20 protein-coding genes are annotated in these 13,154 nt (G+C 45.1%); 3 read left to right on the top strand and 17 right to left on the bottom strand.

Annotated features, from left to right (window positions below; genetic code table 11):
- The 5 genes from ACJMLT_RS01730 to ACJMLT_RS01710 form a co-directional block, all read right to left on the bottom strand.
- Positions 1-417 (bottom strand): signal recognition particle receptor subunit alpha (locus ACJMLT_RS01730; protein ID WP_405725665.1); only part of this gene is annotated, 417 nt, incomplete at its 3' end.
- A gap of 16 nt (positions 418-433) precedes the next feature.
- The gene (ylxM, locus tag ACJMLT_RS01725; RefSeq protein ID WP_405725662.1) at positions 434-784 is read right to left on the bottom strand and encodes a YlxM family DNA-binding protein; all 351 of its coding nucleotides are present in this window, start codon (positions 782-784) and stop codon (positions 434-436) included.
- A gap of 158 nt (positions 785-942) precedes the next feature.
- Entirely contained in the window at positions 943-1,479 is a 537-nt protein-coding gene (locus ACJMLT_RS01720) for a hypothetical protein (protein ID WP_405725659.1), read from the bottom strand.
- Positions 1,480-1,481: 2 nt separating this feature from the next.
- Complete coding sequence (gene cobC, locus ACJMLT_RS01715; protein ID WP_405725656.1) at positions 1,482-2,084, bottom strand: alpha-ribazole phosphatase; 603 nt, start codon at positions 2,082-2,084, stop codon at positions 1,482-1,484.
- Positions 2,085-2,226: 142 nt separating this feature from the next.
- Entirely contained in the window at positions 2,227-2,388 is a 162-nt protein-coding gene (locus tag ACJMLT_RS01710; protein WP_405725653.1) for a DUF1540 domain-containing protein, read from the bottom strand.
- 121 nt (positions 2,389-2,509) lie between these two features.
- Between ACJMLT_RS01710 and ACJMLT_RS01705 the strand changes: the two genes are divergently transcribed.
- Positions 2,510-2,731: a hypothetical protein gene (locus ACJMLT_RS01705; RefSeq protein ID WP_405725650.1), complete on the top strand. Its 222-nt coding sequence runs from the start codon at positions 2,510-2,512 to the stop codon at positions 2,729-2,731.
- A 35-nt stretch (positions 2,732-2,766) separates the two neighbouring features.
- Here the strand turns inward: ACJMLT_RS01705 and ACJMLT_RS01700 are convergent, their stop codons facing one another.
- Positions 2,767-3,069, bottom strand: coding sequence for a DUF1292 domain-containing protein (locus tag ACJMLT_RS01700; RefSeq protein WP_405725647.1), 303 nt, complete (start codon positions 3,067-3,069; stop codon positions 2,767-2,769).
- A 12-nt stretch (positions 3,070-3,081) separates the two neighbouring features.
- A complete protein-coding gene (locus ACJMLT_RS01695) occupies positions 3,082-3,645 on the bottom strand; it encodes a hydrolase (protein ID WP_405725644.1) in 564 nt (187 codons plus the stop codon).
- 175 nt (positions 3,646-3,820) lie between these two features.
- On the opposite strand from ACJMLT_RS01695, the gene ACJMLT_RS01690 reads away from it, so the two are divergent.
- Entirely contained in the window at positions 3,821-4,306 is a 486-nt protein-coding gene (locus ACJMLT_RS01690; RefSeq protein ID WP_405725641.1) for an S-ribosylhomocysteine lyase, read from the top strand.
- A gap of 302 nt (positions 4,307-4,608) precedes the next feature.
- Here ACJMLT_RS01690 and ACJMLT_RS01685 read toward each other — a convergent pair whose 3' ends face one another.
- The 9 genes from ACJMLT_RS01685 to ACJMLT_RS01645 all read right to left on the bottom strand — a co-directional run bounded on the left by ACJMLT_RS01685 (position 4,609) and on the right by ACJMLT_RS01645 (position 10,821).
- Positions 4,609-5,148: a phosphohydrolase gene (locus tag ACJMLT_RS01685; protein ID WP_405725638.1), complete on the bottom strand. Its 540-nt coding sequence runs from the start codon at positions 5,146-5,148 to the stop codon at positions 4,609-4,611.
- A 169-nt stretch (positions 5,149-5,317) separates the two neighbouring features.
- Positions 5,318-5,671 carry a stage V sporulation protein AE gene (gene spoVAE / locus ACJMLT_RS01680; RefSeq protein ID WP_405725668.1) on the bottom strand — a complete coding sequence of 118 codons (354 nt, stop codon included), beginning with the start codon at positions 5,669-5,671 and terminating at the stop codon, positions 5,318-5,320.
- Between the two features lie 8 nt (positions 5,672-5,679).
- The gene (gene spoVAD / locus ACJMLT_RS01675) at positions 5,680-6,705 is read right to left on the bottom strand and encodes a stage V sporulation protein AD (RefSeq protein WP_405725635.1); all 1,026 of its coding nucleotides are present in this window, start codon (positions 6,703-6,705) and stop codon (positions 5,680-5,682) included.
- A gap of 11 nt (positions 6,706-6,716) precedes the next feature.
- A complete protein-coding gene (gene spoVAC, locus ACJMLT_RS01670; RefSeq protein ID WP_405725632.1) occupies positions 6,717-7,163 on the bottom strand; it encodes a stage V sporulation protein AC in 447 nt (148 codons plus the stop codon).
- A 13-nt stretch (positions 7,164-7,176) separates the two neighbouring features.
- Positions 7,177-7,599, bottom strand: a complete 423-nt coding sequence (locus tag ACJMLT_RS01665; protein ID WP_405725629.1) for a stage V sporulation protein AB — start codon at positions 7,597-7,599, stop codon at positions 7,177-7,179.
- Positions 7,596-8,216: a stage V sporulation protein AA gene (locus ACJMLT_RS01660; RefSeq protein ID WP_405725626.1), complete on the bottom strand. Its 621-nt coding sequence runs from the start codon at positions 8,214-8,216 to the stop codon at positions 7,596-7,598. Before ACJMLT_RS01660 ends, ACJMLT_RS01665 begins: the two co-directional genes overlap by 4 nt.
- A 133-nt stretch (positions 8,217-8,349) precedes the next feature.
- Positions 8,350-9,126: an EAL domain-containing protein gene (locus ACJMLT_RS01655; RefSeq protein ID WP_405725623.1), complete on the bottom strand. Its 777-nt coding sequence runs from the start codon at positions 9,124-9,126 to the stop codon at positions 8,350-8,352.
- Positions 9,127-9,257: 131 nt separating this feature from the next.
- Positions 9,258-9,941 carry an MgtC/SapB family protein gene (locus tag ACJMLT_RS01650; RefSeq protein WP_405725620.1) on the bottom strand — a complete coding sequence of 228 codons (684 nt, stop codon included), beginning with the start codon at positions 9,939-9,941 and terminating at the stop codon, positions 9,258-9,260.
- Between the two features lie 82 nt (positions 9,942-10,023).
- Positions 10,024-10,821: an undecaprenyl-diphosphate phosphatase gene (locus ACJMLT_RS01645; RefSeq protein ID WP_405725617.1), complete on the bottom strand. Its 798-nt coding sequence runs from the start codon at positions 10,819-10,821 to the stop codon at positions 10,024-10,026.
- A 331-nt stretch (positions 10,822-11,152) separates the two neighbouring features.
- On the opposite strand from ACJMLT_RS01645, the gene ACJMLT_RS01640 reads away from it, so the two are divergent.
- Positions 11,153-12,775: a DEAD/DEAH box helicase gene (locus ACJMLT_RS01640; RefSeq protein ID WP_405725614.1), complete on the top strand. Its 1,623-nt coding sequence runs from the start codon at positions 11,153-11,155 to the stop codon at positions 12,773-12,775.
- Positions 12,776-12,826: 51 nt separating this feature from the next.
- On the opposite strand, the gene ACJMLT_RS01635 is transcribed toward ACJMLT_RS01640, so the two are convergent.
- A partial coding sequence (locus ACJMLT_RS01635; protein ID WP_405725611.1) for a DUF4367 domain-containing protein occupies positions 12,827-13,154 on the bottom strand: 328 nt, incomplete at its 5' end.

The raw sequence follows: 13,154 nt of genomic DNA, 5'->3' as shown, positions 1-13,154 counted from the left end.
AACGTCACAGGCTACCAGCAGAGGATTTCTGCCCTGCTTACGCAGCTGACCTGCCAGTTTACCACTGGTTGTTGTTTTACCGGCACCCTGCAGACCTACCATCATGAATACTGTGGGAGGTTTTCTTGAGAATGTCAGCTGCGCCTGTGTGGAACCCATCAGGGCGATCAGTTCTTCGTTTACGATCTTGATCACCTGCTGACCAGGGTTCAGACCCTGCAGCACCTCTGTACCTACAGCGCGTTCGGTTACTTTTTTGATAAAATCTTTTACGATTTTGAAGTTAACATCGGCCTCCAGAAGAGCGATCTTTACTTCTCGCATGGCAGCCTTAACATCTGCTTCTGTCAGCACACCTTTGCTTTTCAGCTGCTTGAATACTTCCTGCAGCTTATTGGAAAGATTTTCAAATGCCATGGATCGCAACCTCCTTTCAGGACAATATCCCTTCAGCGATCTTTTTCATTTTGGAGATTGCCTTCACCACAGCAGCATCGGGATTTTTCTTTTCCATGCTCTCCATGATGTGCTTCATTTCCTGTACGGCTTTTTTCTGAGCCTGAAAACGGGAAACCAGCTGCAATTTCTCCTCGTAGTCCTGCAGGATCTTTTCCGTTCTCTTGAGCTGATCGCGGACAGCCTGTCGGCTGATGGACAATTCATCACCTATCTCCGTTAAGGATAAGTCATCCTGATAATGCAATTCATAGACCTGCTTCTGTTTTTCTGTCAGCAATTCGCCGTAAAAATCATAGAGCAAAGTCAGCTGCAAAATATCGTCCATTTCGTCCCTGCCTCCTGTAAAGGTAAACTACTTTACAATCACCTTGAATACTTTACCATGAGTATCCCCCTATGTCAAGTATTTTTCCTTTACAAATAAAACTTTTTTTCATATTCGTGTTTTTCCGATAAAATCAACGGTTTTACGACCATGTGTTTTCATGGCACGGACATTTTTTCTCTTGCTTTTCCGATATTTTCAAAGATTTTATACGCAGTTTCTCTGCTGATTTTCTCTGACAGATTTTCTTCCAGTGCAGATAAGCCAAACAACATACCAAAGGCAGACAGTTCCTCTTCCGCTTCAAAAATCTCCTGTTTTTCCCCTGTGATTTTTTCTTTCCAGTTGGGCTCAAAAACCACCATCTGCACAAATGTGCGGAAATTTTCCGCCAGATACCAGCATTCCAGTTCATTGGAAATAAAATAAATGGTACTTTCCAGACCTTTGCCGCTGTGAGCAAAGTATCCGCCTCTGCCGTCATGGGCAAACAACGTCAGACTGGGTACAGGATAGAAATCCAGTTTCGGCAGCATCCCTTCCCAGATGAGGTTGATGCCCCTTTTTCTCTGCAGAGAAGTAAACCCATTTTCCTCACAGGTCATCACAAAAGCATCAAAACGTTTTCCTGCAGGGATCTGTTCTGTTTCAGGGAGCTTTTCCATCCCTTCCACATTTATGTATGTTTTTTCCACGCTTATTCTCCTTTTTTGCAGACAGGATAGTTAAAGCAATCGTATGTCAGTTTCTTTTCGGAAACCCATACCGCACTGTAATGACCCTGTTTGGAATTAAAATTCCAGAAGCCTTTGGGGCCTGCCCCTGTCAGATGGCAGTGCATGGCACTCAGGGCACCGTTATGGGATACCACCAGCACATGTTTCCCTTTGTTTTCTTTGATGATCTGATCCAGACCTCTGGTCACTCTTTCGTAAAAGCCCAGAAAGGATTCCCCTTCGGGGATCGTCAGGTTCGTCCAGTCATATCTCCAGATTTTCAGCAGCTCGTGGTCGGCTTCCGTCATACTTTCCCACGTGCGGTTTTCCCAGATACCATAGGCCATCTCTCTCAGATCAGGCATTTTTTCCACCGGTCTGCCGTCTGCAATGATCTCTGCTGTATGGGCAGCTCTTGTCAGATCGCTGGAATAGATCTTATCAATATGTATTTCTCTGAACGCTTCCCGCAATTCTTCCGCCTGCGCAACGCCTTTTTCATTGATATCCGCATCATACCAGCCATAAAACATATTATTTTTATTCATATCCGTTTCGCCGTGGCGAACAAAATAAATCTTCATTCTTCTTCCTCCTTGCAGAGATTCTGTCCCCTACCCCTCGATCCAATACAATTTATTACTAATTTATTATTATATCATTTTATTCCATATAAAAAAACGGATACTCCGATTTTTTCGGAATACCCGCTTTTTTCATTCGTCCTTATTTCACTGCAAAGGACATACAGTCTGTGCACTGGTCTTTTGTAGGGTTCATTTCATGTGTGCCTACCTGAATGGAGTCCAGTGTGCAGTAATTTTTTGTGCCGTGGTGGTGTCTGCACTGTTCCACTGTACATTTGATGCATTCATTACATTTTTCCATGTTCTAATCCCTCCTCAAATTTGGTACAAGGGTAGTATGTGCAGATTTTCAGAAATCATAACAGCATATTTTTCTTTTTTTATTTTTTGTGTTAATATAAAAAGGAAGGAGTGGATACCCCATGGCAGAAAAGAAAACAACCACCAAAAAGACAACTACAAAGAAAACCACCGGCACAACAAAAAAGCTTTCCGTTACACTGGATAAGGAAACTTACGCACTGCTGGAAGAATACCTTGCTGAATTCGGCTTCAGCAAAGACGAGTTCGTCAAAAAAGCCATCATGGAAAAAATCAGCCGCGATAAGATCAGCAGCATGATCGACGATATGATCAAATTATAAGCAAAAGAAAAAAGCCCTCTTTGGAGGGCTTTTTGTTATTCTTCTTCAAATTCAAACAGATCTGCATTCTGTTCTTTGAACAGGTCAAAAACAGCATCAACAACTGCTTCGTCTTCCACGATCACGCAGAATTCTGCTTCTTCTTCGTTGTATTCGATCTGCATTACCAGAACATAGCCGTCATCTTCCTCATCCAGAGGCAGCATCACCGCATATTCGTTGTCTTCATACTCTACCGTATCCAGACATTCAAACACATACTCTGTGCCGTCTTCTTCATCGGTCAGATAAACCACGGTATCGATCGTTTCCAGTTCGTTCCATTTTTCTTCACTCATACGCTGCGCTCCTTATGCGTTTCTCTCATCTGCCTGCATGCCTTTCAGTGTATATTCCATCAGCTTGTCCATATCCCAGCCGAGGCGTTCTGCACCTGTTCTGATGATATCACGATTACAGCCTGCTGCAAAGGCTTTATCCTTAAATTTTTTCTTTACAGACTTCAATTCCATATCTTTGACGCTCTTGGAAGGACGCATCAGGGCTGCCGCACCGATCAGACCCGTCAGTTCATCCACCGCAAACAGCACTTTTTCCATTTCATGGATAGGTTCCACATCACAGCAGATGCCGTAAGCATGGCTGGCAATGGCATGGATCATTCTTTCATCGATATCCAGTTCTTTCAGCAGTTCCTGCACCTTTACGCAATGTTCTTCCGGCCACATTTCATAATCCAGATCATGCAGAAGGCCTACATTGCCCCAGAAATCCACTTCATCCCCATAGCCAAGCTCCTGTGCCAGATAGCGCATAACGCCTTCTACCGTTTCACCGTGGCGCAGGTGGAAAGGTTCTTTATTATATTCTTTCAGCAGTTCCCATGCTTCTTCTCTTGTCAGTGTTCTTGCCATAGGGCATCCCTTCTTTCTCATGTATTTCTATCTGTACATTATAACGAACTTTGATACATCCTGCAACAGATTTCGGCAGGTATACAGTATGGATGGAAAGGCTTGCATTCCGCGAAAAAAGGCGGTACAATGGGTAACAGTAAACCTTCATGAATTATGGGAAAGGATGAAAAAAATGGACGTAACAAGCTTTGGCATCGATCACGACCGCCTGCTGCGCGGTATCTATGTTTCCAGAAAAGATACTGTTGGCAACGGCGTTCTGACAACATTTGATATTCGTATGAAAGAACCCAACCGCGAAATGGTCATGGACACTTCCGTGATGCACACCATCGAACACCTGATGGCAGTTTATCTGCGTGAACATCCCGTTTGGGCAGAAAAAACCATCTATGTTGGCCCCATGGGCTGCCGTACCGGTATGTATGTGATCTTCAAAGGCGATCTGGAAAGCGCGGACGTGGCTGAAATTATGAAAGAATGTTATCAGTATATGGCTGATTTCGAAGGCGAAATTCCCGCTGCAAAATCCGAAATGTGCGGTAACTATCTGGATCACAATCTGGGGATCACAAAAATCGAATGTCAGAAATTTGTGGATGAAGTGCTGACTGATATCAAAGAAGAAAATATGGTTTATCCACGTCAGAATGGCTAATAGCCATTCTGCAGGGAGCTTTGCGACCATACAGACAGAACGGTTAACTGAATAAAATAACGAAAGGCATCCGTAAGACTTCGTCTTACGGATGTTTTGCTACGCAAATTTGATACGATAAAACAAAAACCGCTGCGTATGCAAGCATCTCCAGCGGCTTTTCTTTTATGTATCAACCTTTCTCCGCGATTAACAAGAAAGAGGGTGCCGCAGAATGCAGCACCCTATGGTTTATATTCACTTTTTATTGAATTCTGTTTTATTCAATTTTAAAAGAGCTGTTCGAATACGTCCAGCAAGGATCAGGAAGCGTAGCTTCTTCTGAACTTCTGTGCCAGGCTCTCAACGATCTGTGCATATTTGCGTTCTGCAAATTCGCAAACCGCGCAAGTCTTATCGACAAAAGTAATCACATAAGATTCGATATAGCGGGGAGGTACAGGAGTACAAGGCCACATATGCTTTTCAATCGCATCAATTTCTACTTTATTCAGCTCTGTGATTTTTCTTGCATTGTCCAGTGCAACACGAGGATGCCAGGACGCATGACCGGAACGCAGATATTTCGTTACACGCCAATCATAGAAGTATAAGTCGTGCAGTAAGCCTGCTCTAGCTGCGGAACGATAATCCCAACCGAACATACGGCAAATCAGAAAGCTGTAATAGGAAACATTTACACTATGCTGAAGTCTGCTTGTATTGCAATGCTGTGTGTGCAGGTCCAGTTTCATTACCTGCTCATGGTCCAGAATTCCTTCCAGACATGCTTTGTACTCTGCCAGCAGCTGATCTTCATCTAAGTTGCTGAAATCCTTGCGGGACCCAATAGCACTGTGCATGGGTTCCACATCCTTTCTTTTCATATTCTTTTTATGGCTTTATTATAGCACACCATATCCAAATTGTACAGAAAAAAATACATTGTTTTCCAATGAAATATTTTCCAGTTCTTTTGATGTTCAAACTATTTTCCCCCTCTATTCTGAACAGAATTTCAGTACGATTTGGTTATTTTTCCTTAGGGTTGGAAACCAGCGCCGCAAGGAAAGCAAAAAACACCGCCGCTGTGATGCCGGCTGCCCCCGCCTTGATGCCTCCCGTAAAAATGCCAAGGAAACCGGCACTGTCCACTTCCTTCATCACGCCTTCTGCCAGACGGAATCCAAATCCCGTCAGAGGGACCGTTGCCCCTGCCCCAGCAAATTCTTCCAGCTTTTTATAGATCCCCAATCCGCCTAACACGCACCCCAGACAAACGAACAAAACCAGAATTCGCCCTGACATCAGTTTTGTTTTGTCGATCAGGATCTGACCCACTACGCAGATCAGACCGCCTACTGCAAATGCTTTCAGAAGCTCCATCCACTCCATCATTTCGCCCCCTTTTTGCAGCCTTCGATCACGACCCCATGGGCGATGCCGGGAATGGGCTGCCCCTGCTGGGAGGAGGTAGGGCTCATCAGAGCCCCTGTGGGGATGAACAGCATACGTCCGATCTCACCCGACACCAGTTTCGGATAAAAATAAGCACAGAACGTCACCGCGGAACAGGCACAGCCGCTGCCGCCGGCATGGGTATCCTGCGTTTCGGCGTCAAAAATCTCAATGCCGCAGTCCGTATAGCGGCTGTCCATGTCATATCCTTCTTTTTTCAGCAGTTCCACCACCAGTTGGCGTCCTACTGTTCCCAAATCTCCCGTGGCGATCACATCATAATCCTGCGGTGTTCTACCCGTATCTTCAAAATGGGCTTTTAAAAGGGATGCTGCTGCAGGAGCCATAGCTGCTCCCATATTATTGGCATCGGTCACGCCCATATCCACGATTTTCCCCGTTGTAATTTCTACGATCCGCGGTCCTTCTCCCTTTCCGGAAAGCACCACCGCCCCATCCCCTGTCACTGTCCATGTGGATGTTGGCGGACGCTGTGTCCCCAAAGGCAACGGAAAGCGGAACTGTTTTTCTGCCGCGCAGAAATGACTGGAGGCTCCTGTCAGCACATGATTGGCAAAGCCGCCATCAATGAGCATAGCTCCAAGACTCATGGATTCCCCCATAGTAGAACAGGCACCAAAGAGCCCGAAAAATGGAATCTCCAGATTTTTGATGCCAAAAGTAGAACCGATGCATTGATTCAGCAGATCACCACAAAGGACGTAATCGATATTTTTGGGTTTCAGGTTCGCTTTCTGGATAGCCAGCCCCATATTTTTCTCTACAAATTTACTTTCTGCCAGTTCCCAGCTTTTTTCTCCAAAGAAAGGATCTTCCACTGTCTGATCAAAATATTTCCCCAAAGGACCTTCTGCCTCCTTCGGCCCAACGGTAGAAGCCGCAGAAAGGATCACAACCCCCTCAGATAATCTTACCGTCTGTCTCCCGATTTTCTTACTCATCCTCACAGCACCTACTTTACGAAGTAATAAATGAAACCCACCAGCATGGAAGTCAGCGTACCATAGACGATGACAGGCCCTGCCACAATGAACATTTTCGCCGCCATGCCGAAAATCATGCCTTCCTTTTTAAATTCAATGGCTGGAGAAACTACGGAGTTGGCAAACCCCGTGATCGGCACAATAGTACCTGCACCGCAGTATTTTCCCAGTTTTTCATAAATCCCTAATGCCGTCAGCAGGGCAGAAATCCCGATCAATGTGATGGACACCCACAACGCGGCATCCTTTTTCACAATATCCATGCCTGTATAAAAATTTAACAGCAGCTGTCCGATGGCGCAGATGATGCCCCCGGAAACAAAAGCTTTTATGCAGTCCGAAAAAACAGGGCTGTTGGGAGATGCCTGTTTCACCATCTCGCTGTATTCCTGCTGTCCTTTTTTCGTTGTATCCAAAATTCTTTCCTCCTTATAAAACATAAAATCCATCTACCAGATAATAAAGCAATGAACCAACCACCTTCCCCAGTGCAAATGCCAGAATGATCCACTGCAGCCCCTTAGTCAGTCTGGCGCGGCGCATCAGAATAGGCATTACATTTAACACTTCCGTCAGTGCCATGGCAAGGATCCCTACAAAAAACCCTTCCAGTAACACCACCACAACCATGAGCCATACCCATGCCGGCAAACGATAATTGACGAACATGGTGCTCGTCCCCCAGATACCACCCACCACAATGACATCTTCATAAAAACGAACATACTGCCTTGTTCCCGTCCGCCACGCCATTCGGGGAATGATACCAATCGCCCCGATAAAAGCAAAGATCCCTGCTGAAACCAGCAGACCGGAAGCCACACTGAAAATGATCAGAAATCCTTCCTTCATTTTTCACCGCCGCCCTTTCGGCGCCCAAGAAAATCGATCACACTGGCATTGGTCTCTTTCTCATAAGTCGTCATTTCGATCTCGATCGGTGTGGGGTCTTCCGTCAGAGAAAGTTTCGAAAAATGATTGAAGAAAATGATGATGCCCAGTCCCAGCCCGATGCTGTAAGGAATAGAAATCAGCGCCGGCATTTCCCGATTTTCTCCAAAGAAAATGTAATAGATATTCTGGAAAATCAGGGGCAGCTGCACGTCCGTATGAAAACACATGATAGTGGTGGCTGCACCGACAAAGAGGATCAGCGAAACAAAAGCCACCTTTGCCAGTGTCCAAAGTTTTGCCGGCTGTTCCGCTTTCGGCAGATATTCGATCAGGATATCCACTGACCCCACATTGGAAACCACGGCATCGGGATATGTTTGATTCAATGCCCGAATCAGATCGATGACAGAAAGAAGATAGGTCTTTTTTCTGTCGGAAGGGATCTGAAAAACCATGAGTTTCTCCGCTTCTCCTTTGGTCTGTCCGCCCACAAAAACCTCTGCCACATCCCGCAGGAACACTTCCCTTTTCTGTACGATCTGCACTTTTTCTACCGGCTTGATGTAAATATCCACCTTCTCCACACCTTTCCATACAGCTTTTCCTTAGTATGGCAGAGTTGCAAAAAAACATACATCTTCCGCTCTTTTTTAGGCAGTCTGTTCTCCCCAATAAAAAAAGCCCCGTATCTTTTCTGATACGAGACTTTCACAGCAGCGCCAGAAATTCCTTTCTCTGTATGGGTTTTCCATAATAATATCCCTGATGGATCTCTGCGGGAAAGCGGCTCAGATACTGCAGTTGTTCCTGATTTTCCACACCTTCCAGACAGACATGGATCTGCAGTTGTTCGGCACAGTCGATCACCGCTTTTACAATGGCCTGATCCGCTTTGTTTTCCACTATTTCGGCCACAAACAGACGATCGATCTTCAGATAATCCACCTGCAGGTTCCGCAGTAAATGAAGGGCTGCTGTGCCTGTTCCAAAATCATCAATGGCTATTTTCAGTCCACACCTGCGCAGAAGAGAAAAGGTATCATTCAGTCGCTTCATGTGTTCCAATTTTCCCCGTTCTGTCAGTTCCAGACAAAGGTTCTGAAAAGGGAATCTCTGTGCCTGCAGCAAGGAAAAAAGTTCCTTTACAAATCCCTTCTGTTCCATCTGCCTGACAGAAATATTCACATTTAAAATAAAATCCGGCTTTTTCCTCAAAAAAAGTTTTCCATCCTGCATCGCCTGCTGCAAGATCCATCTGCCAAGATCAAAAAAGCAGTCCTCTTTTTCCAGCAAAGGGATCAGCCGATCGGGCATCACCTCGCCATAGGGTTCTTTTTTCCAGCGCAGCAATGCTTCCGCTCCCATGATTTCTCCGCTTTCTGCAAAAACCAACAGCTGATAATATAGAAAGAAGCCTTCAAAATCACCGCGAATACTCTGACGAAGGGCAGACAGCAGCCCTTTTTCCGTCTTTTTCCCCTTCATCTTTTCCCCTGCTTTCTTTTTTCTTTTCTATATTTTATTTTCTGCTTTTTCCAAGGTGATTTTTTCCGGCAGAAAAAAACTGTTAATATTCCCGGAAATATGCAAAAAGGATCTCCTGTTCCATTTTCTTTTTACAGCCGAAAAGACTTGATATTTGCATCCTCCACAAAAAGATCCGCCAGATCAGTGCAGGTAATAGTATGATCCCTGCTGACTTCGAGCTTTACTTTCACGCCGCCGTCCTCCAGTTTTTCCATCTGGATATGGTGGATCAGGATTTTCCGTTCTTTCAGTTGCTGCTTCAGTTCTTCCAATCCATTCGGCGCATCCTGATAGGTGATGGAAAAGGAGTCATAAACAGGCCCATCCAGTTTCTGCAGACTGCCATGGGTAAAAATCTGAATGACCATGATCAGAATTGTAGCAAAAATACCAACACCATACATCCCCGCACCGATGGCCAGACCGATGCCTGCCATGGCCCAGAGCCCCGCTGCCGTTGTCAGCCCCTTGATGGAAGCTTCCCGAATGAAGATGACCCCTGCACCCAGAAAAGAAATGCCCGTAATAACATTGGAAGCAATACGGGCCGCATCCACGCGCATGCCGGGAATCTCCAGTACATCCATAAAGCCATATTTGGATACGATCATCAACAGCGCAGAACCGACCGCAACGATAATATGGGTACGAAGGCCCGCCTCCTTTTTTCTGCGGCTGCGTTCATAGCCGATGACACCGCCGCAAAGGGCAGCAATGACCATACGCAATACATATTCCAGATCATAAGAGAAATAGGTTAAAATCTGTTCCATCATGCGTCCCCCCTTTCGCATTTTTTAATTATATCATATTTCTATGAAATAGAAAAGGGACGCAAATACGTCCCGAAATTTCTTATTTTACGATCATATGCAGAACAAACTGGTCTAACAGCAGAACCGCCCCCAGAATGAACACATATACAGAGAACCATTTCAGTTTGCCTTTTTTGATAACATCTACCATGAAGCGGATCGCCAGATAACCGGAAACCGCTGCGGCAATGAAACCGCATACCATAGGAGCGATACCCATAGCATCTGCCAGAACAACTTCCCCTGTCACGATATCTTTGATGGTCAGAACCATGGCCCCCAGAATTGCAGGAATGGACAGCAGGAAGGAAAATCTCGCCGCTTCTTCTCGGTTCATACCTCTCGCCAGACAAGTGGAAATGGTCATGCCGGAACGTGATACCGCAGGCAGGATCGCTACGCCCTGCATAGTGCCCACAACAATGGCATCAAACAGAGACATATTTCTGATTTTCTTCTTACCTGCAATACGTGTATCTGCATAGAGCAGGATACAGCCGGTAAAGAGGAAATTAAACCCGATAAATTTGCCTGCACCGAAAATTTCATTAAAGGTATCATTGAAGAGCAGCGCGATCACTACAGTAGGCAGTGTACCTGCGATGAGCAGTACTGTCGTTCTCTGGAAAGGATTGCGGATCAGCGCCCAGATATCCTTCCAGTAATATACGAATACCGCGATCAGCGTTGCCACGTGCAGGATGATGGAAAACGCCTGCCCTGCTTCTTTGATGCCGAACAGATTCTGGAACAGAACCAGATGCCCGGAACTGCTGACGGGCAGAAACTCTGTTAAGCCCTGGATCAGCCCTAAAATAATTGCCTGAATAAATTCCATATCGAAAAAACCTCCGTTTTATCATAGTTCCACTTGATTTACAAATAATGATTATAACGCATATAATTATTTCTTGCAATTCTTATTTTTTCCTGTTAATATAGATTTCTGCGGCTTTTTGCCGTAAATACGCGCATGAAAAGGGTTTGTTAAGAAAATCCTAAGATTTTCTTAAGTACAACATATTCTCCAAAACAGAGAATGATGCTTTGCGCATGCGCCAAAAGTCGAAGAAAACTGATTTGCGTCTGCAAGTTTGCAGAAAGGGTTCTATGTTTCGTTTTTTCTTCGGCTTTGTCACTGAAAACCGAAGAAAAGAAAGGAAAAAACAATGGAACACATCAAATTTGAAGAAATGAATATTTCCGAGGAAATCCTCCGCGCCGTACTGGATATGGGCTTTGAAGAAGCCACACCCATCCAGTCTCAGGCCATCCCCATGGTGCTGGAAGGCAAGGACATCATCGGTCAGTCTCAGACAGGTACAGGTAAAACTGCCGCTTTCGGTATCCCCTGTCTGGAACGCATCGATCCCGATGACAGAAGACTGCAGGCATTGATCCTCTGCCCTACAAGAGAACTGGCCATTCAGGTATCCGAAGAATTCCGCAAACTGCTGAAATACAAAGATAACATCCGTGTACTGCCCATCTACGGCGGTCAGCCCATCGACAGACAGATCGCTGCTCTGAAAAAAGGCGCACAGGTTGTCATCGGTACCCCCGGCCGTGTGATGGATCACATGAGAAGAAGAACCATCAAAGCGGAAACCGTACAGATGATGATTCTGGACGAAGCAGATGAAATGCTGGATATGGGTTTCAGAGAAGATATCGAAACCATTTTGGTAAAAATCCCCGAAGACCATCAGACACTGCTGTTCTCCGCTACTCTGTCTCCCGAAATTCTGGATATCACAAAACGTTTCCAGAGAGAACCCGAATTCATCAAAATCGTTCGTAAGGAACTGACCGTGCCCAGCATCGAACAGTACTACTTCGATGTAAAGGAAAAATCCAAACTGGATGCCCTGTGCCGTATCATGGACGTATATGATCCTAATCTGGCAATGGTATTCTGTAATACAAAAAAACGCGTGGACGATCTGGTGGAAATGCTGCAGGGCCGCGGTTACTTTGCAGAAGGTCTCCACGGTGACCTGAAACAGCCCCAGCGTGATAAAGTAATGCAGAAATTCCGTAACGGCACCATCGAAATTCTGGTTGCCACAGACGTAGCGGCAAGAGGTCTGGATATCGACGATATCGATATCGTATTCAACTACGACGTTCCTCAGGACGAAGAATACTATGTACACCGTATCGGTCGTACAGGCCGTGCCGGCAGAAGCGGCAAAGCTTTCACATTCTGCGTAGGTAAGGAAATTTACAAACTGCGTGACATCATGCGTTACACAAAAACAAAGATCCAGCAGCAGAAACTGCCTACTCTGAGCGACGTTGAAGAACTGAAAACACGCTTCTTCTTAGAAAAAATCAAAGGCATCATCGATGAAGGCCATCTGACAAAATATATCAATCTGGTAGATAAACTGATGGAAGAAGATTATACCAGCATCGACATTGCAGCAGCTCTCTTGAAAAACCATCTGGCAGATGCAATTGCCGATGACATTGATGCTATTGAAGATATCAACTTCAACGGTACAGAATTTTACGGCGGCGAAGGCGAAACCATGGTTCGTCTGTTCATCAATGCTGGTAAGAAAAACAAAATCAGAGCAAAAGATATCGTTGGTGCCATCGCCAACGAAGCAGGCGTTCCCGGCAAAACTTTAGGTGCTATCGATCTGTATGATGATTATACTTTCGTGGATGTTCCCAGCGAATTTGTAAGGGATATTCTGCACGGCATGAAAAATGCGAAGATCAAAGGTAAAAAAGTACACATTGAAATCGCAAAAAAAGAAAAAACATACGGTAAAAAAGGCTGATAATCATTTTGTCATATAAAAAGGCTGAATCCCAAGGATTCAGCCTTTTTCTTATTCATATACTCCCATTGTTTCCTCTATCGCACTGTAATCATAAGAAAGGGTATCGTAATTGACAGCACTTTTTGCAATCTGTTCCAGCTTATCCATGGGAAGATTGCCTTCCAGATAAAGGGTCAGGTCTTCATAAAACCAGATCACCTGATTTCTTGTTCCTTTTTCTTCTGTATAAAGCTGACCTTCCTTCTTTTTCACCCCATCGGGAACATGGCCTTTATTATAGTCATAGTCCGCAGACTGAACGAAGTAGAAAAACTCCGTTTCTGTTTCCAGATCATAGAAAACTTCTGTGATGATATGGTCACCGCGAGAACTGGAC

Origin of the sequence: Anaerotignum sp. (assembly GCF_045122575.1) — a bacterium.
Lineage (GTDB): Bacteria > Bacillota > Clostridia > Lachnospirales > Anaerotignaceae > Anaerotignum_A.
The sequence above is the reverse complement of the archived record's forward strand: the minus strand, read 5'-3'. Positions and strand labels throughout refer to the sequence as shown.